20 protein-coding genes and 1 pseudogene are annotated in these 23,348 nt (G+C 66.0%); 19 read left to right on the top strand and 2 right to left on the bottom strand.

Annotation, left to right across the window (positions count from 1 at the left end):
* Positions 1–65: 65 nt before the first annotated feature.
* Positions 66–764, bottom strand: coding sequence for a Bax inhibitor-1/YccA family protein (locus WT26_RS12765; protein ID WP_006761414.1), 699 nt, complete (start codon positions 762–764; stop codon positions 66–68).
* A 249-nt stretch (positions 765–1,013) separates the two neighbouring features.
* Between WT26_RS12765 and ndk the strand changes: the two genes are divergently transcribed.
* The 17 genes from ndk to WT26_RS12680 all read left to right on the top strand — a co-directional run bounded on the left by ndk (position 1,014) and on the right by WT26_RS12680 (position 19,708).
* Positions 1,014–1,439: a nucleoside-diphosphate kinase gene (gene ndk / locus WT26_RS12760; protein ID WP_011352265.1), complete on the top strand. Its 426-nt coding sequence runs from the start codon at positions 1,014–1,016 to the stop codon at positions 1,437–1,439.
* 55 nt (positions 1,440–1,494) lie between these two features.
* Positions 1,495–2,634, top strand: a complete 1,140-nt coding sequence (rlmN, locus tag WT26_RS12755) for a 23S rRNA (adenine(2503)-C(2))-methyltransferase RlmN (protein ID WP_006484457.1) — start codon at positions 1,495–1,497, stop codon at positions 2,632–2,634.
* 165 nt (positions 2,635–2,799) lie between these two features.
* On the top strand, positions 2,800–3,837 hold the full coding sequence (locus WT26_RS12750) for a helix-turn-helix domain-containing protein (protein WP_069273036.1): 1,038 nt from the start codon (positions 2,800–2,802) through the stop codon (positions 3,835–3,837).
* Positions 3,838–3,949: 112 nt separating this feature from the next.
* Positions 3,950–5,254, top strand: a complete 1,305-nt coding sequence (gene ispG, locus WT26_RS12745) for a flavodoxin-dependent (E)-4-hydroxy-3-methylbut-2-enyl-diphosphate synthase (protein WP_027787235.1) — start codon at positions 3,950–3,952, stop codon at positions 5,252–5,254.
* Positions 5,255–5,270: 16 nt separating this feature from the next.
* Complete coding sequence (gene hisS / locus WT26_RS12740) at positions 5,271–6,611, top strand: histidine--tRNA ligase (protein WP_059532815.1); 1,341 nt, start codon at positions 5,271–5,273, stop codon at positions 6,609–6,611.
* 55 nt (positions 6,612–6,666) lie between these two features.
* Positions 6,667–7,296: a tetratricopeptide repeat protein gene (locus WT26_RS12735; protein WP_027787237.1), complete on the top strand. Its 630-nt coding sequence runs from the start codon at positions 6,667–6,669 to the stop codon at positions 7,294–7,296.
* A gap of 41 nt (positions 7,297–7,337) precedes the next feature.
* Positions 7,338–8,483 (top strand): outer membrane protein assembly factor BamB, encoded by a 1,146-nt coding sequence (gene bamB / locus WT26_RS12730; protein WP_069273035.1) that lies wholly within the window; start codon positions 7,338–7,340, stop codon positions 8,481–8,483.
* Positions 8,484–8,724: 241 nt separating this feature from the next.
* Complete coding sequence (gene der, locus WT26_RS12725; protein ID WP_069273034.1) at positions 8,725–10,062, top strand: ribosome biogenesis GTPase Der; 1,338 nt, start codon at positions 8,725–8,727, stop codon at positions 10,060–10,062.
* A 141-nt stretch (positions 10,063–10,203) separates the two neighbouring features.
* Positions 10,204–10,443 (top strand): RNA chaperone Hfq, encoded by a 240-nt coding sequence (gene hfq / locus WT26_RS12720; protein ID WP_006399927.1) that lies wholly within the window; start codon positions 10,204–10,206, stop codon positions 10,441–10,443.
* Between the two features lie 72 nt (positions 10,444–10,515).
* Positions 10,516–11,679, top strand: a complete 1,164-nt coding sequence (gene hflX, locus WT26_RS12715; RefSeq protein WP_196774798.1) for a GTPase HflX — start codon at positions 10,516–10,518, stop codon at positions 11,677–11,679.
* 47 nt (positions 11,680–11,726) lie between these two features.
* A complete protein-coding gene (gene hflK / locus WT26_RS12710; protein WP_069273032.1) occupies positions 11,727–13,070 on the top strand; it encodes an FtsH protease activity modulator HflK in 1,344 nt (447 codons plus the stop codon).
* 15 nt (positions 13,071–13,085) lie between these two features.
* The gene (hflC, locus tag WT26_RS12705; protein ID WP_069273031.1) at positions 13,086–13,985 is read left to right on the top strand and encodes a protease modulator HflC; all 900 of its coding nucleotides are present in this window, start codon (positions 13,086–13,088) and stop codon (positions 13,983–13,985) included.
* Between the two features lie 36 nt (positions 13,986–14,021).
* Positions 14,022–14,213, top strand: a complete 192-nt coding sequence (locus WT26_RS12700; RefSeq protein ID WP_011352254.1) for a DUF2065 domain-containing protein — start codon at positions 14,022–14,024, stop codon at positions 14,211–14,213.
* 100 nt (positions 14,214–14,313) lie between these two features.
* Positions 14,314–15,462: an ATP phosphoribosyltransferase regulatory subunit gene (locus WT26_RS12695; protein ID WP_059729541.1), complete on the top strand. Its 1,149-nt coding sequence runs from the start codon at positions 14,314–14,316 to the stop codon at positions 15,460–15,462.
* Positions 15,463–15,575: 113 nt separating this feature from the next.
* Positions 15,576–16,922 carry an adenylosuccinate synthase gene (locus WT26_RS12690; RefSeq protein WP_059532830.1) on the top strand — a complete coding sequence of 449 codons (1,347 nt, stop codon included), beginning with the start codon at positions 15,576–15,578 and terminating at the stop codon, positions 16,920–16,922.
* 50 nt (positions 16,923–16,972) lie between these two features.
* Positions 16,973–17,533, top strand: coding sequence for a phosphoribosyltransferase (locus WT26_RS12685; RefSeq protein WP_069273030.1), 561 nt, complete (start codon positions 16,973–16,975; stop codon positions 17,531–17,533).
* Between the two features lie 255 nt (positions 17,534–17,788).
* Positions 17,789–19,708, top strand: a complete 1,920-nt coding sequence (locus WT26_RS12680; protein ID WP_069273029.1) for a potassium transporter Kup — start codon at positions 17,789–17,791, stop codon at positions 19,706–19,708.
* Positions 19,709–19,802: 94 nt separating this feature from the next.
* On the opposite strand, the gene WT26_RS12675 is transcribed toward WT26_RS12680, so the two are convergent.
* Complete coding sequence (locus tag WT26_RS12675; protein ID WP_069273028.1) at positions 19,803–22,127, bottom strand: Tex family protein; 2,325 nt, start codon at positions 22,125–22,127, stop codon at positions 19,803–19,805.
* A 162-nt stretch (positions 22,128–22,289) separates the two neighbouring features.
* Between WT26_RS12675 and WT26_RS12670 the strand changes: the two are divergent.
* Both WT26_RS12670 and WT26_RS12665 read left to right on the top strand, forming a co-directional pair.
* Positions 22,290–23,044 (top strand): annotated as a pseudogene (locus tag WT26_RS12670) (hypothetical protein).
* A 77-nt stretch (positions 23,045–23,121) separates the two neighbouring features.
* Positions 23,122–23,337 carry a YdcH family protein gene (locus tag WT26_RS12665; protein WP_006478692.1) on the top strand — a complete coding sequence of 72 codons (216 nt, stop codon included), beginning with the start codon at positions 23,122–23,124 and terminating at the stop codon, positions 23,335–23,337.
* Positions 23,338–23,348 lie beyond the last annotated feature (11 nt).

Here is a 23,348-nt window from a genome sequence, read left to right as displayed (position 1 = left end):
GTCCCGGGCGGCGGACGTAAAAAAACCGGCCCGCGGGCCGGTTTTTTCATGATGCGTGGCGAACGTCAGTTGCGGTTGCCGCCGAAGATGCCGAGCAGCGCGAGCAGGTTCGTGAACACGTTGTACAGGTCGAGGTAGATCGCGAGCGTCGCCGAGATGTAGTTCGTCTCGCCGCCGTTCACGACGCGCTGGACGTCGAACAGCATGTAGGCGGAGAAGATCGCGATCGCGAGTACCGACACGGTGAGCATCAGCGCCGGGAGTTGCAGGAAGATGTTCGCGACCGAGGCGAGCAGGATCACGATCACGCCCATGAACAGCCACTTGCCGAGCCCCGAGAAATCACGCTTGCTGACGGTGGCAATCGTCGCCATCGCGGCAAAGATGATGCCGGTGCCGCCGAACGCGAGCATGATCAGCGACGGGCCGTTCGAGAAGCCGAGGATGAAGCTCAGCAGCCGCGACAGCATCAGGCCCATGAAGAACGTGAAGCCGAGCAGCACGAACACGCCGGCCGCGCTGTTTTTCGTCCGCTCGATCGCGAACATGAAGCCGAACGCGATCGCGAAGAACGCGAGCAGGCTCATCATCGGGCTCGTGGCCGCGAACAGCGAGAAGCCCGTCGCGACGCCGACCCAGGCGCCCAGCACGGTCGGCACCATCGACAGCGCGAGCAGCCAGTACGTGTTCCGCAGCACGCGGTTGCGAACCTCGGCGGTGCTGACGGAACCGCCGCGGCCGAAATTGTACGGATAGTCGTTCATGGTTTCTCCTAACATTGAACGCGTGGGCGTCCGGGGCCGGTTCGGCACACGCGGTGTGCGGCGCAGCAAACCGGAGCAGCTATGGCTAAGATACGTTCCGTGCCGGGAGGTTTCAATGGCCGGGCGGCACAAAACATATGGATTCTGAACCTTTCACGTGTGTAAGGGTTCAATCGCAATGATACACGGGATCGTGCTACAATAGCGGATTCATTTGAACCTGTAACTTCTTAATTTTTTGGAGTTTTTATGGCAATCGAGCGCACCCTGTCGATCATCAAGCCGGATGCGGTGGCAAAGAACGTGATCGGCCAGATCTACAGCCGTTTCGAAGGCGCCGGCCTGAAGATCGTCGCATCGCGCATGGCACACCTGTCGCGTGCTGACGCAGAGAAGTTCTACGCGGTTCACGCAGCGCGTCCGTTCTTCAAGGACCTCGTCGATTTCATGATCTCGGGCCCGGTGATGATCCAGGTTCTGGAAGGTGAAGGCGCGATCCTGAAGAACCGCGACCTGATGGGCGCAACGGATCCGAAGAAGGCGGAAAAGGGCACGATCCGCGCCGACTTCGCCGACAGCATCGACGCGAACGCCGTGCACGGCTCGGACGCTGCGGAAACGGCAGCGGTCGAAGTCGCGTTCTTCTTCCCGGAAATGAACGTTTACTCGCGCTAAGCCCTGGCTGGCAGCAAGTAGGCAGGATTCAGCGCACGCGGCAAGGCAGCACATCATGACGAGCGAAACTTCCGTCAATCTTCTCGACTTCGATGCCGAGGGTCTTGTCGCGTACTGCGGCAGCCTGGGCGAGAAGCCGTTCCGCGCCAAGCAGTTGCAGCGCTGGATCCACCAGTACAACGCTGGCGATTTCGACGGCATGACCGATCTTGCGAAGTCCTTGAGAGAGAAACTCAAGGGCCGCGCGTCGATCGTCATGCCCGAGATCGCCAGCGATCACGTTTCCACCGACGGCACGCGCAAGTGGCTGATCGACGTCGGAAACGGCAATGCGGTCGAAACCGTGTTCATCCCGGAAGAGACGCGCGGCACGCTGTGCGTGTCGTCGCAGGCCGGGTGTGCGGTGAACTGCCGCTTCTGTTCGACGGGCAAGCAGGGTTTTTCCCGCAACCTGTCGACAGCCGAAATCATCGGCCAGCTCCGGATGGCCGAATTTGCACTGCGAGCGTCGCTGGGTCGCGCACCCGGCCCGAACGGCAAGGCCGAGCGGGTCGTCACCAACGTGGTGATGATGGGCATGGGCGAGCCGCTGCTGAATTACAGCGCGGTCGTGCCGGCCATGCGGCTGATGCTCGACGACAACGCGTACGGCCTGTCGCGCCGCCGCGTCACGCTGTCCACGTCCGGCGTGGTGCCGATGATGGACCGCCTCGGCGCCGAGTTGCCGGTCGCGCTGGCCGTTTCGCTGCACGCGCCCAACGATGCGCTGCGCGACGAGCTGGTGCCGCTCAACAAGAAGTATCCGCTGCGCGAGCTGATGGCGGCTTGCCAGCGCTACCTGAAAGTCGCGCCGCGCGACTTCATTACTTTCGAATACTGCATGCTGGACGGCGTCAACGACACCGAAGCGCATGCGCGCGAACTGCTGGCCGTCACGCGCGACGTGCCGTGCAAGTTCAATCTGATCCCGTTCAATCCGTTTCCGGAATCGGGCCTCATCCGCTCGAAACCGGAGCAGATCAAGCGCTTTGCACAGGTCCTCATCGACGCGGGTGTCGTCACGACCGTGCGCAAGACGCGCGGCGACGACATCGATGCCGCGTGCGGCCAGCTGGCCGGCGCGGTGAAGGATCGCACGCGCCTCGCGGAACGAACGGGCGCAGCGGGAAAAATCATCGAGGTTCGGGCAGTTTGACGGGGCGCCTGGCCGGGGATGTCAGGACCTTTTGGCGGTACAACACGCGAATAGCGATCGGTCGCGGCGCCACGGCGTCGCGCATGGTATGGACGACGCGCGGGCGCCGCGCCGGCAGGAGCCGGATGCGCCCGCCAGTGAAGAAGAATCGACGCGAGGACAAGGATGAGTGAGCCGCAGCCGTCTAACGGCGCAGAGACGAATGGCGCGAAGCCGGCACCGGCAGGGTTGGAATCGCTTGCGGCGGTCGGCAGCCGGCTGGCGCAGCTTCGGGAGGCAAGAGGGTGGACCGTCGACGACGTGTCGGCGCGACTCAAGGTCGCGCCGCAGAAGCTCAGGGCGCTCGAGGCGGGTGACATCAGTCATTTGCCCGGCGTGACGTTCGCACTCGGCGTCGTACGCAGCTACGCGAAGATGCTCGGCGTCGATCCGGAACCGTTCGCGCAGGCGTTGCGCCGTGAGCGCGGGGTGCCGGAAGTCGACCTGTCGATGCCCGCGTCGTCGGGGACGGATCTGCCGCGCGGCCGCGTGTCGATTCCGCTGGGCGGATCGTCGCGGCATCACCCGTGGCTGTGGGGCACTGCGGCGGCGGCGGTCGCGCTGATCGCGGCGGCGATGTGGCACACTGGCGGCGATTCGTCGAGCCTGCTCGCGCGCTTCAAGAGCGGCGCAGTGCAGGGCGGCGCGTCCGCCGCGTCGGCGCCGGTGGCGTCGGCGGCGGGCGCCGACGCGGCGAGCGCGGGCGGTGCGTCGGTCTCGGCCGCAGTCGAGGCGTCGGCGCCGGCCGTGACGGCAGCGGCGCCGCAGGTGGTCGCATCGGCAGCCGCGCCGCAAGTCGTGGCTTCCGCCGTGCCGGCCGCAGCCGAGCCGGTGTCGCAGCCCGCGGCGGTAGCGCCCGCGGCAAGCGCGGTCGCGGCGGGCGCGGCCCAGCCGGCGAGCATCGCGGTCGCGGCCGGCCAGTCGATGGTCGAACTGAAGGTCAAGCAGGACAGCTGGTTCAGCGTGCGCGACAAGAACGGCAAGGAGCTGTTCTCCGGGCTGGTGCGCGGCGGCGACACGAAGCAGGTCGCGGGCGACGGCCCGTTCAAGGTCACGATCGGCAACAAGGCAGGCCTCGACACCGTTGCGTTCGACGGAAAACCCGTCGATCCGGCAAAATATTCGGCAGCGCGGGGTAACGTGGCGCGGTTCACGTTGCCCTGACGTCAAGCGCCGTGGCGAGGGTCGGTGACGTGCGTCGACAGACCCGGAAGGCACGGCGCTTTTTCAATTCATGCGCCGCGTCGCGGCGCATTCCGCGTAAATGGATCTATCGATGCAATCCGAAGCTCAATCCCCACGCAGCAGTCAGATTTGTTCAACCGAGCCGGTGTTCGGCGGGCATCAGCCGCGCCGCGTATCGCATGCGGTGGATGTCCGCTGGGGCGGGCAGCTCGTGACGATCGGCGGCGACGCGCCGGTGCGCGTGCAGTCGATGACGAATACCGACACGGCCGACGCGATCGGCACGGCAATCCAGATCAAGGAACTCGCGAACGCGGGCTCAGAACTGGTGCGCATCACGGTCAACACGCCCGAGGCCGCGGCCGCCGTGCCGGCGATCCGCGAGCAGCTCGACCGCATGGGCGTGACCGTGCCGCTCGTCGGCGATTTCCACTACAACGGCCACCTGCTGCTGCGTGACTATCCGGGCTGCGCCGAGTCGCTGTCGAAGTACCGGATCAACCCGGGCAACGTCGGTCAGGGCGCGAAGCGCGATACGCAGTTCGCGCAGATGATCGAGGCCGCGGCCAAGTACGACAAGCCGGTGCGGATCGGCGTGAACTGGGGCAGTCTCGACCAGGACCTGCTCGCGCGCATGATGGACGAGAACGGTGCGCGTTCGCAGCCGTGGGATGCGCAGAGCGTGATGTACGAGGCGCTGATCCAGTCGGCGATCGGCTCGGCCGAGCGTGCGGTCGAACTGGGCCTCGGCCGTGACCGCATCGTGCTGTCGTGCAAGGTCAGCGGCGTGCAGGACCTGATCGCCGTGTACCGCGAACTCGGCCGCCGCTGCGGCTTCGCGCTGCACCTCGGGCTGACCGAGGCCGGCATGGGCTCGAAGGGCATCGTGGCTTCGACGGCTGCGCTCGGCGTGCTGCTGCAGGAAGGGATCGGCGACACGATCCGCATCTCGCTGACGCCGGAACCGGGCGCATCGCGCACGGGCGAGGTGATCGTCGGCCAGGAAATCCTCCAGACGATGGGCCTGCGCTCGTTCGCGCCGATGGTGATCGCATGCCCGGGCTGCGGCCGTACGACGAGCACGCTGTTCCAGGAGCTCGCGATGCAGATCCAGACCTACCTGCGCGAACAGATGCCGGTCTGGCGCAAGGAGTATCCGGGCGTCGAGAAGATGAACGTCGCGGTGATGGGCTGCATCGTCAACGGCCCGGGCGAATCGAAGCACGCAAACATCGGCATCAGCCTGCCGGGTTCGGGCGAGAACCCGGCCGCGCCCGTCTTCATCGACGGCGAGAAGGTCAAGACGCTGCGCGGCGAGCGGATCGCCGAGGAATTCCAGCAGATCGTCAGCGACTACGTCGCACGCAATTACGGCCGTACCGAGGCCCTGAACTAATTCGTACACACACACGATGACTGAACAAAAACGCAAGATCGAGAAGCTCACCGGCGTCAAGGGCATGAACGACATCCTCCCGCAGGATGCCGGCCTTTGGGAGTTCTTCGAAGCCACCGTGAAATCGCTGCTGCGCGCATACGGCTACCAGAACATCCGCACGCCGATCGTCGAGCACACGCAGCTCTTCACGCGCGGCATCGGCGAGGTCACGGACATCGTCGAGAAGGAGATGTACAGCTTCACCGACGCGCTGAACGGCGAGAACCTGACGATGCGCCCGGAAAATACCGCGGCCGTGGTGCGGGCGTCGATCGAGCACAACATGCTGTACGACGGCCCGAAGCGCCTGTGGTACATCGGCCCGATGTTCCGTCACGAGCGTCCGCAGCGCGGCCGCTATCGCCAGTTTCACCAGGTCGGCGTCGAGGCGCTCGGCTTCGCGGGCCCCGACGCGGATGCCGAGATCATCATGATGTGCCAGCGCCTGTGGGATGACCTCGGCCTGACCGGCATCAAGCTCGAGATCAACTCGCTCGGCCTCGCCGAAGAGCGTGCCGCGCACCGCGTCGAACTGATCAAGTACCTCGAGCAGTTCGCCGACGTGCTCGACGAGGATGCGAAGCGCCGCCTGTATACGAACCCGCTGCGCGTGCTCGACACGAAGAATCCCGCGCTGCAGGAAATCGCGCAGAACGCGCCGAAGCTGATCGACTTCCTCGGCGAAGCGTCGCGCGCCCACTTCGAAGGGCTGCAGCGCCTGCTGCTCGCGAACAACATCCCGTTCAAGATCAACCCGCGTCTCGTGCGTGGTCTCGACTACTACAACCTGACCGTATTCGAGTGGGTGACCGACAAGCTCGGCGCGCAGGGCACGGTCGCGGCCGGCGGCCGCTACGATCCGCTGATCGAGCAGCTCGGCGGCAAGCCGACCGCGGCGTGCGGCTGGGCGATGGGCATCGAGCGGATCCTTGAACTGCTGAAGGAAGAAGATCTCGCGCCCGAGCAGGAAGGCGTCGACGTGTACGTCGTGCACCAGGGTGAGACCGCGCGCGAACAGGCGTTCATCGCGGCCGAGCGCCTGCGCGATACGGGCCTCGACGTGATCTTCCACTGCAGCGCCGACGGCGCGCCGGCGAGCTTCAAGTCGCAAATGAAACGGGCCGACGCCAGTGGCGCCGCGTTCGCGGTGATCTTCGGCGAAGAGGAGGTTGCGAACGGCACGGTGGGCGTGAAGGCGCTGCGCGGTGCGGGCGGGGACGGGGAAAAGAACGTTCAGCAGACCGTACCGGTCGAAGGCTTGACCGAATTCCTAATCAATGCGATGGTTGCATCCGCCGAAGACGGCGACGACTGATCGCGCTGGCATCCGCTCGACAAGAAAGGCCTGAACAGGAAGGAATCGCTCGCCGATGAGTTATCACGACGAACAAGAATCGATTGAAAGTCTCAAGGCGTGGTGGGCCCGCTGGGGCAACCTCACCACGTGGATCGTGCTCGCGGCGCTCGTCGTCGCGGCCGGTTTCAATGGCTGGAACTACTGGCAGCGCCGTCAGGCTGCCGAGGCGTCCGGGCTGTACGAACAGGTCCAGAAGGCTGCCGCCGCGAACGACAAGGCGACGATGGCTCGCGCGGCCGCCGACATGGAAGACAAGTTCGGCAGCACGCCGTATGCGCAGATGACGGCGCTCTCCGCGGCGAAGACGCTGTACGCGGCCGGCGACACGGCAGGTGCGAAGGCGCAGCTGCAATGGGCCGTCGATCACGCCAAGGATGACGAGTACAAGCAGATCGCGAAGCTGCGTCTCGCGTCGCTGCTGCTCGACGAGAAGGCGTACGACGCGGGCCTCGCGCTGCTGTCGGGTACGCCGGTCGATGCATTCAAGGGCCTCGTGGCCGATCGCCGCGGCGATCTGCTTGCCGCGCAAGGCAAGACCGACGACGCGCGCGCCGCTTACAAGCTCGCGCTCGACGGCCTGTCGAAGGACGACCAGTCTGCGCGCCAGCTCGTGCAGTTCAAGCTGGACGCGCTCGGCGGCTGAACCCCGGTCCCCTCAACCTCTTAACTCTGCTTCGCTAACCGATGAATTTGCTGAAACGTTACGCTGTGCCCGTTGCCTGCGCGGCGGCTGTCCTCGCATTGGCGGCCTGCTCGTCGTCGAAGGATGCGCGCCGCGTGCCGACGCCGCTCACCGAGTTCAAGCCCGTGATGGACGTGCAACAGGTCTGGAAGGCGAGCGTCGGCAAGGGCGGGCGCTACCTGTTCTCGCCGGTGGCCGTGGGCGACGCCGTCTATGCGGCGGGCGAAAACGGTTCGGTCGAGAAAATCGATGCAAAGACCGGTCAGCGGATCTGGCGCACCAAGCTCGACTCGGACCTGTCGGCCGGTGTCGGCAGCGACGGCAACCTGACCGCGGTCGGCGCGCTGAAGGGCGGCGTGTTCGTACTGGGCCCGGACGGCAAGCAACTGTGGAAGACCAGCGTGCAGGGCGAGATCTTCTCGCCGCCGCTCGTCGGCAACGGCCTGGTGGTCGTCCGCACGATCGACGGCCAGGTGGTCGCGTTCAACGCTCAGACGGGCGAGCAGAAGTGGAACTACCGCAACCGCGCGGTGCCGCTGAACCTGCGCGTATCGGCCGGCATGACGTTCGCCGGTGACGCGGCGGTGCTGGCGGGCTTCCCCGGTGGCGGGCTGGTCGCGATCAACCTGCAGACGGGCGAGCCGTTCTGGCAGACGCCGGTGTCGTTCCCGAAGGGCGTGACCGAAGTCGAGCGCATCAACGACGTCAGCGGCCCGCCGACGCTCGTAGGCGCGGAAGCCTGCGCTGTGACGTTCCAGGGGCAGCTCGGCTGTTTCGATGCCAACTCGGGCCGGCCGTTGTGGGAAAAGCCGTTCTCGAGCCGGAGCGGCCTCGCGCAGGACGATTCGGTCGTCGCAGGCGGCGACGACTGGTCGGTCGTGACCGCGTATGACGCGGCGAGCGGCAACGAGCTGTGGCGCAACACCAAGCTGAAGAGCCGTGACGTCGGCGTACCGTATCTGCTCGGTCACGCGGTCGTGATGGGCGATTACAAGGGCTTCGTGCACTTCCTGTCGCGCGAAGACGGCAGCTTCATCGCACGGATGAAGACCGACGGCAGCGCGATCACGGCGGCGCCGGTCCTCGCGGGCAATACGCTCGTCGTGCAGACGAAGGACGGCGGCCTGTACGGATTCCGTCCGCGCTGACGCGACGGCGCGCTCGCCGGGCGCGGCGGTTCGCCGCACGGCGCGCCGCGCATCACATGAAGGCGGCCGGTGCTCCCCGGCCGCTCGGTATTTGAAAGGCAGTTCCAGACGAAAGACGACGGCGCGCAACGCGCGTCAGGCGCGCGCATCCGGCGCGGCGCGAATTCGTGATATTTTCATTCAGCGCAGCCGCCCGCAGCAGCGGGCCTCCCGCTGCTGCGCTTCACCGTAGAAAAGACAGATGAAACCGGTCATTGCCCTCGTTGGGCGCCCCAATGTGGGGAAATCCACGCTGTTCAACCGGCTCACGCGTTCGCGTGATGCGCTGGTCGCCGACTTGCCCGGCCTGACGCGCGATCGCCATTACGGCGAAGGGCGCGTCGGCGAGCGGCCGTACCTGGTCGTCGACACGGGCGGCTTCGAGCCCGTCGCGAAGGACGGCATCCTGCACGAGATGGCGCGCCAGACGCGGCAGGCCGTCGAGGAAGCCGACGTCGTCGTGTTCATCGTCGACGGCCGCAACGGGCTCGCGCCGCAGGACAAGTCGATCGCCGACTACCTGCGCAAGACCGGCCGGCCGATCTTCCTGGTCGTCAACAAGGCCGAGGGGATGAAGTACACGGCGGTCGCGACCGATTTCTACGAGCTCGGGCTCGGCGATCCGCGCGCGATCTCGGCCGCGCACGGCGACGGCGTGACCGACATGATCAACGAGGCGCTGGAGGTCGCGTACGCGGACCGGCCGGAAGAGGAAGACGAGGACAAGGCGTCGCGCGGCATCAAGATCGCGATCGTCGGCCGCCCGAACGTCGGCAAGTCGACGCTCGTCAACGCGCTGATCGGCGAGGATCGCGTGATCGCGTTCGACATGCCGGGCACGACGCGCGATTCGATCTACGTCGACTTCGAGCGTAACGGCAAGAAATACACGCTGATCGACACTGCCGGCCTGCGGCGCCGCGGCAAGGTGTTCGAGGCGATCGAGAAGTTCTCGGTCGTGAAGACCCTGCAGTCGATCTCCGACGCGAACGTCGTCATTCTTCTGCTGGATGCGCAGCAGGACATTTCCGACCAGGACGCGCACATCGCCGGCTTCGTCGTCGAACAGGGCCGCGCGCTCGTGATCGGCGTCAACAAGTGGGACGGGCTCGATCCGCACGTGCGTGAACGCACCAAGGCGGATTTGACCCGCAAGCTGAAATTCCTCGACTTCGCGAAATCGCACTTCATTTCTGCTACGAAGAAGACCGGCATCGGCACGCTGATGCGCTCGGTCGACGACGCGTACGCGGCCGCAATGGCGAAGCTGCCGACGCCGAAGCTCACGCGCGCGCTGATCGAGGCGGTCGAGTTCCAGCAGCCGCGCCGTCGCGGCCCGGTGCGTCCGAAGCTGCGCTACGCGCACCAGGGCGGCCAGAATCCGCCGATCATCGTCATCCACGGCAACGCGCTCGACGCCGTGACGGAAACGTACAAGCGTTACCTGGAAAACCGGTTCCGCGAAACTTTCTCACTGACGGGGACTCCATTGCGCATAGAGTTCCGTTCGTCGAACAATCCGTACGCGGACAAGAGCTGAACGCACGTCCCGCAAGGGTAGGCCGCATGGCCGACGCCCGGGCGGGGCAGGCAAAATCGGCTATAGTGTAGCGATTGGCGCCGGATCTCTTTTTCTTCGCCGCCAATCCAGATCAACCTGCAAAAAAAGATGGAGTACGCCATGAGCAACAAAGGGCAATTGTTACAAGACCCGTTTTTGAACGCACTGCGCAAAGAGCACGTTCCCGTTTCGATCTACCTCGTCAATGGCATCAAGCTTCAAGGGAACATTGAATCGTTCGACCAGTACGTCGTGTTGCTCCGTAATACGGTGACCCAGATGGTGTACAAGCACGCCATCTCGACGGTCGTGCCGGCGCGCCCGGTGAATTTCCACCCGGACGCGGAAGCCTCGTCCTAACCTATCGCAGCGGCCGGCATCCGGTCGCCGCGAGCGACCGATGCCAGCCGCCTTATCTTGACACCTGAAAATTTGATCAACGCAGCGCTCGTCGGCATCGATTTCGGCAAGACCGATTTCGAAGCCAGTCTCGAAGAACTCAGTCTTCTCGCCTCCAGTGCGGGGGCCCGTCCCGCCGTCACCCTCACGGGTCGTCGCTCCAGTCCCGATGCCAAGATGTTCATCGGCAGCGGCAAAGCCGAAGAACTCCGGCTCGCCTGCGACGCGCACAACGTCGAAATCGTCATCTTCAACCACGCACTGGCGCCGGCCCAGCAACGTAATCTGGAGCAGGCACTTAACAGGCGTGTGGTCGATCGCACCAGCCTCATCCTCGACATCTTCGCGCAGCGCGCCCGTAGCCACGAAGGCAAGCTGCAGGTCGAACTCGCGCAGCTCCAGTACCTGTCGACGCGACTCATTCGCGCGTGGACCCACCTCGAACGGCAGAAGGGGGGTATCGGCCTGCGCGGGCCCGGCGAAACCCAGCTTGAAACCGACCGCCGGTTGATCGGCGAACGCATCAAGATGCTGAAGTCGCGGCTCGACCGGCTGCGCCGGCAACACAGCACGCAACGCCGGCAACGCGCGCGCAGCGGCACGATATCGGTGTCGCTGGTCGGCTATACGAACGCGGGCAAGTCGACGCTGTTCAATGCGCTGACGAAAGCGCAGGCCTATGCGGCCGACCAGCTGTTCGCCACGCTCGACACGACGTCGCGGCGCGTGTACCTCGGCGACGAGGTCGGCCAGATCGTCGTGTCGGATACGGTCGGGTTCATCCGCGAGTTGCCTCACCAGCTGGTTGCCGCATTCCGCGCGACCCTCGAGGAAACGATTCACGCGGATCTGCTGCTGCACGTGGTCGATGCATCGAGCGCGGTCAGGCTCGAACAGATCGAGCAGGTCAACGGCGTGCTGCACGAGATCGGCGCGGACACGATCCGGCAGGTGCTGGTGTTCAACAAGATCGACGCCGTGCCTGAGCTGGCGGCCCGCGGCGACGCGGTCGAGCGGGACGAGTATGGTAATATTTCGCGCGTCTTTTTGAGCGCGCGCACCGGTCAGGGTCTTGACGCGTTGCGTGCCGCCATCGCCGAAATCGCCTCCGCGGAACACCTTGACGGCGCGATGCCGCTCGACGGCGCCCCCGCTGAACCACACGAAGACCACACGATTTCCGAACACGGGCGCTAACCGGTCCCGGCCGGTTCGCCGGCGTCTAATCTGGTGAACAAACTCTGGTGAACGAATACAACGAGCGGAGTACCTGGCGGCGGATGCGCGCCTTGCTGTCGATCAACGATCCCCGCTGGGGACGCGGCGAAGGCAATGGCAAGGACGGATCCCGTCCCCGCGCGAACGAATCGAAGCGTCCGCAAGGCGGCGACGGCGATGGTCCGCCCGATCTCGACGAGATGTGGCGCAACTTCAACCGGCGCCTGAACGGCCTTTTCGGCGGCAAGGGCGGCAACGGTTTTCGTCCTGACAACGGGCGGGCCGCGCGAGTCGGCGTAGGCATCGTGATCGGCGTGCTGGTCGCGGTCTACGCGGGCAGCGGGCTGTTCGTCGTGCAGGAAGGCCAGACAGGCGTCGTGCTGCAGCTCGGCAAGCTGTCGGGTACGGTCGGCCAGGGCGTGCACTGGCGCGCGCCGTATCCGTTCGCGTCGCACGAGATCGTCGACACGTCGCAGGTCCGCTCGATCGAGATCGGCCGCAACAACGTCGTGCGTCTCGCGAACGTGAAGGAAGCCGCGATGCTGACGCGCGATGCCGATATCGTCGACGTGCGCTTCATCGTCCAGTACCGGATCCGTTCCGCCACCGATTACCTGTTCCGCAGCGTCGATCCGGAACGCAGCGTGTCGCAGGCCGCGCAGGCTGCGGTGCGTGCGATCGTCGGTACGCGCAGCGCGGCCGACGTGCTGAACCAGGATCGCGACGCGCTGCGCGAGCAGCTTTCCGCCGCGATCCAGCGCGATCTCGATCGTTATCAGTCCGGGCTCGAGGTGACGGCCGTCACGATGCAGAGCGTTGCCGCGCCCGAGCAGACGCAGGCCGCGTACGGCGAAGTCGCCAAGGCGCGCGACGAGCGCGAGGCTGCGAAGCGCGCCGCACAGGCGTATGCAAACGACCTGCTGCCGAAGGCGCAGGGCGATGCCGCGAAGCTCGTCGACGAAGCAAAGGCGTACGCCGATCGCGTGGTCACGGAAGCCGAAGGCGATGCCGACCGCTTCAAGCAGGTCTATGCGCAGTACTCGAAGGCGCCTGCGGTGATCCGTGAGCGGATGTATCTCGAGACGATGCAGGAAATCTATTCGAACTCGACGAAGGTGTTCGTCGGCAACAAGGGCGGCAACAGCGTCGTGTACCTGCCGCTCGACAAGCTCGTCGAGCAGGGCCGGCAAAGTGCGGCGGGGGCCGCTGCACCCGCCGGCGCATCGGCGGCTGAAGTGCCGGCGCCGGCCGCGGCATCGACGCCGTCGGCAAGCGTGCCTGCCTCGGCGGGCGCACCGGCATCCGGCAACGACGTGCTGCGATCGCGCGAGGCGTTTCGCAGCCGGTCGCGCGAAGACGATCTGAAGTAACGGGGAGCGCAGAACATGAACCGAATCATTGCGCTCGTCGTCGCAATCGTCATCGTTGCCTTCGCGGCATCCTCGACAGTCCTTACCGTCGATCCGCGCCATGCAGCCGTGCTGTCGGGCCGTTCGGGCGCCGACCCGACGCTGGCCGGCCCCGGCGTCCATTTCAAATTGCCGCCGCCGCTGCAGACGGCGACGCTGATCGATACGCGCCTGCAATCGCTCGAGTCGTCGGATCCGCTGCAGCTGGCGACGGAAGACAAGCACGACCTGCTCGTCGGCTACATGGTCAAGTACCGGATCGGCGATCCGATGAAGTATTTCACGGCGACCGGGGGCGACCCGGCGGCGGCCGGCGACCGCCTGAGCGTCGCGCTGAAGAGCGCACTCGGCGATGCGTTCGGCAAGCGTGCGCTCGACGATGCGCTCGGCGGCCAGCGTGCGATCGCCGATGCGGCCCGCGGCGCGGTGCTGGCGACGGCATCCGGTTTCGGCGTCGACGTGGTCGACGTCCAGCTGACGCGGGTCGACTTGCCCGCCGCGCAAACCGATGCCGTCTATCAGCGGATGATCGGCGCACTGCGCGATCAGGCCGCGCAGGTGCGTGCGCAAGGCGCGGCCGACGTCGAGCAGATCAAGGCCGACGCCGAACGCGATCAGCAGGCCGTGCTCGCGAACGCGTACAAGTCCGCGCAGGCGATCAAGGGCGAGGGCGACGCGAAGGCCGCGACGATTGCCGCCGATGCGTTCGGCCGCGATCCGCAGTTCTATCAGTTTTACGCGAGCCTGCAGGCTTACCGGAACACGTTCAAGCGCAACGACATCATCGTCGTCGATCCCGACAGCGAGTTCTTCCGCTTCATGCGCAGCCCGACGGGCGGTGCCGCACCGGCGGCGGCTGCTCCCCGCAAACACTGACCTTGGGGCGCCGCGTCGAGCGGCGCCGTCGCTCGCATGGACCTGGCTGGCTCGTTGTTGCTCGCAGTAGCGCTGATGCTGATCATCGAGGGGGCGTTCCCCTTCGTGTTTCCCGTCGCCTGGCGCGACACGTTTCGTAGAATAGCTGAGCGGCCGCCGCATCATATCCGGATCGGCGGGCTGATCGTGATGGTGCTCGGGCTCATACTGCTGCTGCTCGCCACCTGATCCGGACGGCGCATCCGCCGTCCGTTCCGCCCGAATTCAGAATTTCCGATTCACATCGCGGCGCGCGTGTCGCGCGCCTTCCCGTCGTAGGACCGTACCGATGTCGACCTGGTTACTTCCCGAGAATATCGCCGACGTGCTCCCGTCGGAAGCGCGCAAGATCGAGGAGCTGCGCCGCAGGCTGCTCGACCGCTTCCGTTCGTATGGTTACGAAATGGTGATGCCGCCGCTGCTCGAGTATCTCGAGTCGCTGCTGACGAGCGGCGGCGCCGACCTGCGCCTGCGCACCTTCAAGCTCGTCGACCAGCTGTCGGGCCGTACGCTCGGCCTGCGCGCGGACATCACGCCGCAGGTCGCGCGGATCGACGCGCACCTGTTGAACCGCCAGGGCGTGACGCGCCTTTGCTATGCAGGCCACGTGATGCATACGCGTCCGCGCGGCCTGCACGCGACGCGCGAGCAGATCCAGATCGGCGCCGAGATCTACGGGCACGCCGGGCTGGAAGCCGACCTCGAGATCCAGCAACTGATGCTCGATGCGCTGCATCTCGCAGGCCTGTCGCGCATCCGTCTCGACCTCGGCCATGCGGGCGTACTCGCGGCGCTGCTGGCGCGCGACGCGCAGGCCGCGGAGCGTGGCGAGTCGCTGTACGACGCGCTGTCGGGCAAGGACGTGCCGCTGCTGAACGAACTGACCGACGATCTCGGCGCCGATACGCGCGCCGCGCTGCGTGCGCTGCCGCACCTCTACGGCGATGCGGGCGTGCTCGCCGAGGCGCGGGCGCGGTTGCCGGTGCTGCCCGAAATCACGCGGGCACTCGACGATCTGGCGCAACTCGCGGCGCAGGCGAAGGGTGCCGAAGTGGCGATCGATCTGGGCGATCTGCGCGGTTACGCGTATCACAGCGGCGCGATGTTCAGCGCCTACATCGACGGCGTGCCGAACGCGATCGCACGCGGCGGCCGCTACGACCACGTCGGCCAGGCGTATGGTCGTGCGCGTCCGGCCACCGGCTTCTCGCTCGACCTGCGCGAGCTCGCCCGGATTTCGCCGGTCGAGGCGCGCGGCACCGCGATTCTCGCGCCGTGGGCGCAGGACGACGCGCTGAGCGCGGCCGTTGCGGCGCTGCGCGATGCGGGCGAGGTCGTGATCCAGGCGCTGCCGGGCCACGATCACGTGCTCGACGAGTTTGCCTGCGACCGTTCGCTCGTCGAGCGCAACGGCGCATGGGTGGTCGAGCCCCGATAAACCAGGCGTTCGCGGGACGTGCTTCGGCGTGATATCGTTGAAGCGAAACGGAAAAATTCGGAATCGCCCGCGAACATAGGTAGAATACGTTTTTAACCAGCTAACGAATCAACATGTCTGCCAGCGCAGTGAACGTGACTCCCGGGCGCAATGTCGTCGTCGTGGGAACGCAATGGGGTGATGAAGGCAAGGGCAAGATCGTCGACTGGCTGACGGACCACGCTCAGGGCGTCGTGCGTTTCCAGGGCGGTCACAACGCCGGCCACACCCTCATCATCGGCGGCAAGAAAACGATCTTGCGCCTCATTCCGTCGGGCATCATGCGTGAAGGCGTCGCCTGCTACATCGGCAACGGCGTCGTCCTGTCCCCCGAAGCACTGTTCAAGGAAATCGGCGAGCTGGAAGAGGCCGGCGTGAACGTGCGCGACCGCCTGTTCATTTCCGAAGCGACGACGCTGATCCTGCCGTACCACATCGCGATCGACCAGGCGCGCGAAGCGCGCAAGGGCGCGGGCAAGATCGGCACGACGGGCCGTGGCATCGGCCCCGCGTACGAAGACAAGGTCGGCCGCCGCGCGCTGCGCGTGCAGGACCTGTTCGACGCGAAGACCTTCGCCGACCGCCTGCGCGAAAACCTCGATTTCCACAACTTCGTCCTGACCCAGTATCTGGGCGGCGCGGCCGTCGATTTCCAGGCGACGCTCGACACGATGCTCGGTTATGCCGACCGCCTGAAGCCGATGGTGGCCGACGTGTCGCGCCGCCTGTACGACGCGAACAATGCGGGCCAGAACCTGCTGTTCGAAGGCGCGCAAGGCACGCTGCTCGACATCGATCACGGTACCTATCCGTTCGTCACGTCGAGCAACTGCGTCGCGGGTGCGGCGTCGGCCGGCGCGGGTGTGGGCCCGCAGAAGCTCAACTACATCCTCGGCATCACGAAGGCGTATTGCACGCGCGTCGGCTCGGGCCCGTTCCCGAGCGAACTGTACGATGCGGACAACCCGCAGCGTCAGGACCAGGTCGGCGTCACGCTCGCGAACGTCGGCAAGGAATTCGGTTCGGTCACCGGCCGTCCGCGCCGCACGGGCTGGCTCGACGCGGCCGCGCTGCGTCGCTCGATCCAGATCAACGGCGTGTCGGGCCTGTGCATGACGAAGCTCGACGTGCTCGACGGCCTCGACGAAGTCAAGCTGTGCGTCGGCTACAAGATCGACGGCAAGGATGCGGACATCCTGCCGCGCGGTGCCGCCGACGTGGCCCGTTGCGAACCCGTATACGAAACGTTTGCCGGCTGGAAGGAAAGCACGGTCGGCATCAAGACGTGGGACGCGCTGCCGGTGAACGCCCAGGCTTACCTGAGCCGCGTCCAGGAAGTCGCCGGTGTGCCGGTCGACATGGTGTCGACGGGCCCGGATCGCGACGAAACGATCCTGCTCCGCCATCCGTTCAAGGTGTAACCCCAGATGACGCAGCAAATCACGATGACGGCGGCAGAGCGGCAGACTTGATGACCGATCCGCGCAACGACGACAAGAACCTGTGGGTAGGCTGGGACGAGTATCACCGTCTGATCGAGTTGCTCGCGCTCCAGGTGCATGCATCGGGCTGGAAGTTCGACCAGATCCTGTGCCTCGCGCGCGGCGGCCTGCGCGTCGGCGATCAACTGTCGCGCATCTACGACGTGCCGCTCGCGATCCTCGCGACGAGTTCGTACCGCGAAGCGGCCGGCACGGAGCAGGGTGAGCTCGACATCGCGCAGTACATCACGATGACGCGCGGCAACCTGGCGGGCAACGTGCTGCTGGTCGACGATCTCGTCGATTCGGGCGTCACGCTTGCGCGCGTGCAGGAGCACCTGAAGGAGCGCTACCCGTCCGTGACGGCCGTGCGCTCTGCCGTGCTCTGGTACAAGGGTTGCTCGAAGGTCAAGCCCGACTATCACACGCAGTATCTGCCGACGAATCCGTGGATTCATCAGCCGTTCGAGGAGTGGGATACGGTTCGCCCGCACAACCTCGAGGCGTGGATCAAGCGCGGCGACGCGCAGCGCGACGCCGCACGCGCGTAAGCGCCTGCCGGCCGATCGCCAAACCGCTCTCTGACGGCGCCGCTTGCGGCGCCGTTTTTCAATGGCGCTGCGCGGCCCGGGTAGGCAACCGCCGACGTCACGGCTATGATGGCCTCCCTGCCACAGCTCGCGCCGCGTTGCATCGGCGCAGTGGGCCTCGTGGCTTCGCGGCAACAGGACAGGACGGCATTCGACCCCCGCGCGAGTAGAATAGCGCTCGTTTTGTCCGACCCGGACCCGATTATTACGCTTCATATGAACGACACGATCCACGCGACCGACGCGATTCACGCGCCGCATTCGTCGACGCAACAACACTCGATGCGGGCGCTAGCGATAGCAGCCATCGGCGTCGTGTTCGGCGACATCGGCACCAGCCCGCTGTATTCGCTCAAGGAGGCGTTCAGCCCCGCACACGGTATTCCGCTCACCGAAGGATCGATTCTCGGTGTGATCTCGCTGCTGTTCTGGGCAATCGTCCTGGTGGTCGGCATCAAGTACCTGCTGTTCGTGATGCGGGCGGACAACAACGGCGAAGGCGGCGTGCTCGCGCTGATGGCGCTGTCGTTGCGGCCGCTCGACTCGAAGACCCGCGTCGCGGGCGCGCTGATGGCGCTCGGGATTTTCGGCGCGTGCATGTTCTACGGGGACGCGGTGATCACGCCGGCGATCTCGGTGATGTCGGCGGTCGAAGGTCTCGAAATCGCGACGCCGCACCTGTCCCATCTCGTGCTGCCGATCACGATCGTGATCCTGATCGCGCTGTTCTGGATCCAGCGCCATGGCACCGCACTGGTCGGCAAGCTGTTCGGCCCGATCATGGTGCTGTGGTTCGTCGTGATCGCGGCGCTCGGCGTGTACCACATCGTGCGTGTACCGGGCATCATGGCGGCCATCAACCCGTATTACGCGGCGTCGTTCATGGCCGATCACCTGCTGCAGGCGTACGTGGTGCTCGGCTCGGTCGTGCTGGTGCTGACCGGTGCGGAAGCGCTCTACGCGGACATGGGCCACTTCGGCGCGAAGCCGATCCGCATCGCCGCGTACGGGCTCGTGATGCCGTCGCTCGTGCTGAACTACTTCGGCCAGGGCGCGCTGCTGATCCAGAACCCGAAGGCGATCGAGAACCCGTTCTTCCTGCTGGCACCCGAATGGGGACTGCTGCCGCTCGTCGTGCTGTCGACGGTCGCGACCGTGATCGCGTCGCAGGCGGTGATCTCGGGCGCGTATTCGCTGACGTCGCAGGCCATCCAGCTCGGCTACGTGCCGCGCATGAAGGTGCTGCATACGTCGGAACTGGCGATCGGCCAGATCTACGTGCCGGTCGTGAACTGGCTGCTGCTGTTCGTGATCCTCTGCATCGTCGTCGGCTTCAAGAGCTCCGACAACCTCGCGGCCGCGTACGGCATCGCGGTGACGGCGACGATGGTGATCACGACCGTGCTTGCCGCGGTCGTGATGGTGAAGGTGTGGAACTGGAACCGGCTGCTGGTCGGCGCGATCATCGCCGTGTTCCTCGCGGTCGACCTCGGTTTCTTCGGCGCGAACCTGCTGAAGGTTGCGCAGGGCGGCTGGCTGCCGCTCGGCATCGGCGCGCTGCTGTTCTTCCTGCTGATGACCTGGTACAAGGGGCGTCACATCGTCAAGGAGCGCACGGCCGCCGACGGTATTCCGCTCGAGCCGTTCCTGCAGGGCCTGCTCGCGCATCCGCCGCATCGTGTGTCGGGCACCGCGATCTACCTGACCGGCAACGACAAGCTCGTGCCTGTCAGCCTGCTGCACAACCTGAAACACAACAAGGTGCTGCATGAGCGAACCATTTTCCTCACGTTCGTGACGCGCGATTTTCCCTACGTGCGCGACGACAAGCGCCAGACCGCGCGTGATGCGGGCGGCGGGCTGTACATCGTGAAGGCCGAGTACGGCTTCAACGAGACGCCGGACGTGAAGGCCGTGCTCGAGGAATTCGGCCGCACGCACGACATGACGTTCGAACTGATGGACACGTCGTTCTTCCTCGCGCGCGAAACGGTCGTGCCGACGCATCTGCCCGGGATGTCGATCTGGCGCGAGCGCGTGTTCGCGTGGATGCACCAGAACGCGGCGAAGCCGACCGACTTCTTCTCGATTCCGGCGAACCGCGTGGTCGAGCTCGGCACGAAGATCGAGATCTGACGGCTGCGGGGCGCACGCCCCGTGTTGGCCGCGCCGAAACGAAAAAAAGCCCCGCCGAACCAGCGGGGCTTTTCCTTTTGTGGAACGCTCGCGCTCAGCGCTTCAGCTTCGCGAACGCCGCGGCCATTGCGCCGGCCGGTTCCGGCTCGCGCGAACGGGGCGGACGCGCCTGGCCGCCCCGGCTTGCGCCGCCGCGATCCTGGCCGCCGCGCGCCGCGTTGCCCGGGGTCGCATCGTCGTCGAGGCGCATCGTCAGTGCGATCCGCTGGCGTTTCACGTCGACGTCGAGCACCTTCACCTTGACGACCTGGCCGGCCTTCACGACTTCGTGCGGGTCCTTGATGAACTTCGTCGACATCGCGGACACGTGGACGAGCCCGTCCTGGTGAACGCCGATATCCACGAACGCCCCGAACGCGGCGACGTTCGTCACGACGCCTTCGAGCGTCATGCCCGGCACGAGATCCGACACCTTCTCGACGCCTTCGCGGAACGTCGCGGTCTTGAACTCCGGACGCGGATCGCGGCCCGGTTTCTCCAGTTCGGACAGGATGTCGCGCACGGTCGGCAGGCCGAAACGTTCGTCGACAAATTCCGTCGGGGACAGGCCCGCCAGCGCGTCGCGGTTGCCGAGCACGTCGTCGATGCGCTTGCTGATCTTCGCGAGGATCCGCTCGACGACCGGATACGCTTCCGGGTGCACCGACGAGCGGTCGAGCGGATTCTCGCCGCCGTTGATGCGCAGAAAGCCGGCGGCCTGCTCGAAGGTCTTGTCGCCGAGGCGCGGCACCTTGCGCAGGTGCTCGCGCGACGGGAACGGGCCGTTTGCGTCGCGGTAATCGACGATGTTGCGCGCGAGCGTCGCGTTCAGGCCCGACACGCGCGCGAGCAGCGCGGCCGACGCGGTGTTCGCGTCGACGCCGACCGCGTTCACGCAATCCTCGACGACCGCGTCGAGCGAGCGGGCGAGTTCACGCTGGTTCACGTCGTGCTGGTACTGGCCGACGCCGATCGCCTTCGGCTCGATCTTCACGAGCTCGGCGAGCGGGTCCTGCAGGCGGCGCGCGATCGACACGGCGCCGCGCAGCGACACGTCCATGTCGGGGAATTCCTTCGCCGCGAGTTCGGACGCCGAGTAGACCGACGCACCGGCTTCCGACACGACGATTTTCTGCAGGCGCAGCTCCGGGTGTTTCGCGATCAGCTCGCTCGCGAGCTTGTCGGTTTCGCGCGATGCGGTGCCGTTGCCGATGCTGATCAGCTCGGCCTGCGTCTGCGCGGCGATGCGCGCGAGTTTCGCGATCGAGCCGTCCCAGTCGCGGCGCGGCTCGTGCGGGTAGATCGTGTCGGTCGCGAGCACCTTGCCGGTGCGGTCGACGACCGCGACCTTCACGCCCGTGCGCAGGCCGGGGTCGAGACCGATCACGGCCTTCGGGCCGGCCGGCGCGGCGAGCAGCAGGTCGTTCAGGTTGCGCGCGAACACGCGGATCGCTTCGGTTTCGGCCGTTTCGCGCAGCTGCGTGAGGAGTTCATTCTCGATGTGCGGCTGCACTTTCACGCGCCAGCACCAGCGGCAGACATCCGACAGCCATTTGTCGGCCGGGCGGTTCTGGTTCGCGATGCCGAAATGGCGCGCGATCATCGCCTCGCCGGGATGCGGCACCTGCGCGTCGAGCTCTTCACCGAGGCCGAGCTTGATCGTCAGCACGCCCGCGTTGCGGCCGCGGAACAGCGCGAGGGCGCGGTGCGACGGCACGGTCCTGATCGTTTCCGCGTAGTCGTAGTAGTCGCGGAATTTCTCGCCTTCCTCGTTTTCCTTGCCCTCGACGACAGCCGACGACACGACGCCCTGGCTGTGCAGGTAGTCGCGCAGCTTGCCGAGCAGCTCGGCCGTTTCGCCGAACTGTTCGGACAGGATGTCGCGCGCGCCGTCGAGCGCGGCCTTCACGTCGGCAACGCCCTTGTCGGCGTCGACGTACGCGGCCGCCTCGGCCTGCGGGTCGAGCAGCGGGTTCGCGAGCAGGGCCTGCGCGAGCGGCTCGAGGCCGGCCTCGCGCGCGATCTGCGCACGCGTGCGGCGTTTCGGCTTGTACGGCAGATAAAGGTCTTCGAGCACCTGCTTGCTGTCGGCCGCGTCGATCGCGGCGCGCAGCTCGTCGGTCAGCTTGCCCTGTTCGTCGATGCTCGACAGGATCGCCGCGCGGCGATCCTCGAGCTCGCGCAGATACAGGAGGCGTTCCTCGAGCTGGCGCAGCTGCGTGTCGTCCAGGTTGCCGGTCACTTCCTTGCGGTACCGGGCAATGAACGGAACGGTCGAGCCTTCGTCGAGGAGTTGCACGGCCGCCGCGACCTGGCGCGGCTGGACGGACAGTTCGGTGGCGATGCGCTGTACGATCTTGAGTGCTACGGTTTCCGTCATGTCGTGGATGATCTGCCTGCTGAAATCGCGGCGCGGGCCGGTGAGGCCCGCCTGGCGGGCCGCTCGCGGCGAGCCCGCCGAACCAGATGCCGCGGGTGAGTGAAGCGGGGCATTTTGCCATAAATGGCGGAGCGTCCAGCCGGGGGTGATAGAATTTGACACATGTCCCGCAGCTTTCCTACGACGTTGCCAACTTCCCGAATTTCTCTCGTCGCGCTCGGCGCAGCGCTCGCCGCGGCTTTGTCCCTCGGGGCGGCCGGCGCGCATGCGCAGGCGTCCGCCATCGCGGCATCGGCCGCCGACGCGGCCGCGCCCGTCCCGGCCTCGACCACGCACGACTTCGACGCCCGTCAAAAAGTGCTCAATCAACGCTCCGCAGAAAACGATTATCGTTATGCGGTGGCCGAGCACGATTGCTACAGCAAGTTCTTCGTCAATCACTGTCTCGGCAAGGCGCGTGACCAGATGCGCGACGAGCGGGCGAGCATCCGCCAGGAGCAGCTCGCGCTCAACGACGAGCAGCGGGCGGTGCGCGCACAGCAGCGCGACCAGCAGCGCAGGCGCTGAAGCAGGCGCAGGAGGCGGCGGAAGCGCCGCAGCGCGCGGCGAACGACGCGGCAAACGCCGCTGCGTTCCGCGACAAGCAGGAGCAGAATGCGTTGAAGCAGGCGCAGCGCGGCGCGGAAGGGCCGCAGCGCGCGGCGAACAAGCAGGCGTACGACCAGAAGCAGGGCGACTTCCAGCGCAAGCTCGACCAGGCGCACCAGCAGGCCGCGCAGAAGGCGCAGGAGCGGGCGGACAACGCCGCGCGCTACGAGCAGAAGCAGAAGGAAGCCGCGCAGCACCGGGCCGATGTCGAGCGGCGTCAGAAGGAAGCGACCGAAAAGGCGCAGCAGAAGCAACAGCAGGGGCAGTAACGTGTTGGATTGATCCGGAATCAGTCTCGTGCGCGCTGGCACGCCAGCCGGCGCGCTGCTTCGATGAGGAGGCAAATATGCAAAACCGTCACACGGAACAGCAGCAGGAATTGCACAACCGTTTGGCTGCATTGCAGGAGCAGCACCAGCAGCTCGCTCGGGAGATCGAGCTGAAGGAAGGACACTCCGACATCGACGACATCACGCTGCACCGGCTGAAGAAGGAAAAGCTGGCGGCCAAGGACAAAATCATTTTGCTGCAATCGCAGCTGGAACCGGATAAGCGCGCCTGAGCGCGGCCTGG

Source organism: Burkholderia cepacia (assembly GCF_001718835.1).
GTDB classification, from domain to species: domain Bacteria; phylum Pseudomonadota; class Gammaproteobacteria; order Burkholderiales; family Burkholderiaceae; genus Burkholderia; species Burkholderia cepacia_F.
The sequence above is the reverse complement of the archived record's forward strand: the minus strand, read 5'-3'. Positions and strand labels throughout refer to the sequence as shown.

Bases quoted from the DNA above. Each gene is read 5' to 3' on its own strand.
- WT26_RS12765 (WP_006761414.1), bottom strand. From the start codon at position 764: ATGAACGACTATCCGTACAATTTCGGCCGCGGCGGTTCCGTCAGCACC.
- ndk (WP_011352265.1), top strand. From the start codon at position 1,014: ATGGCAATCGAGCGCACCCTGTCGATCATCAAGCCGGATGCGGTGGCA.
- rlmN (WP_006484457.1), top strand. From the start codon at position 1,495: ATGACGAGCGAAACTTCCGTCAATCTTCTCGACTTCGATGCCGAGGGT.
- WT26_RS12750 (WP_069273036.1), top strand. From the start codon at position 2,800: ATGAGTGAGCCGCAGCCGTCTAACGGCGCAGAGACGAATGGCGCGAAG.
- ispG (WP_027787235.1), top strand. From the start codon at position 3,950: ATGCAATCCGAAGCTCAATCCCCACGCAGCAGTCAGATTTGTTCAACC.
- hisS (WP_059532815.1), top strand. From the start codon at position 5,271: ATGACTGAACAAAAACGCAAGATCGAGAAGCTCACCGGCGTCAAGGGC.
- WT26_RS12735 (WP_027787237.1), top strand. From the start codon at position 6,667: ATGAGTTATCACGACGAACAAGAATCGATTGAAAGTCTCAAGGCGTGG.
- bamB (WP_069273035.1), top strand. From the start codon at position 7,338: ATGAATTTGCTGAAACGTTACGCTGTGCCCGTTGCCTGCGCGGCGGCT.
- der (WP_069273034.1), top strand. From the start codon at position 8,725: ATGAAACCGGTCATTGCCCTCGTTGGGCGCCCCAATGTGGGGAAATCC.
- hfq (WP_006399927.1), top strand. From the start codon at position 10,204: ATGAGCAACAAAGGGCAATTGTTACAAGACCCGTTTTTGAACGCACTG.
- hflC (WP_069273031.1), top strand. From the start codon at position 13,086: ATGAACCGAATCATTGCGCTCGTCGTCGCAATCGTCATCGTTGCCTTC.
- WT26_RS12700 (WP_011352254.1), top strand. From the start codon at position 14,022: ATGGACCTGGCTGGCTCGTTGTTGCTCGCAGTAGCGCTGATGCTGATC.
- WT26_RS12695 (WP_059729541.1), top strand. From the start codon at position 14,314: ATGTCGACCTGGTTACTTCCCGAGAATATCGCCGACGTGCTCCCGTCG.
- WT26_RS12690 (WP_059532830.1), top strand. From the start codon at position 15,576: ATGTCTGCCAGCGCAGTGAACGTGACTCCCGGGCGCAATGTCGTCGTC.
- WT26_RS12685 (WP_069273030.1), top strand. From the start codon at position 16,973: ATGACCGATCCGCGCAACGACGACAAGAACCTGTGGGTAGGCTGGGAC.
- WT26_RS12680 (WP_069273029.1), top strand. From the start codon at position 17,789: ATGAACGACACGATCCACGCGACCGACGCGATTCACGCGCCGCATTCG.
- WT26_RS12675 (WP_069273028.1), bottom strand. From the start codon at position 22,127: ATGACGGAAACCGTAGCACTCAAGATCGTACAGCGCATCGCCACCGAA.
- WT26_RS12665 (WP_006478692.1), top strand. From the start codon at position 23,122: ATGCAAAACCGTCACACGGAACAGCAGCAGGAATTGCACAACCGTTTG.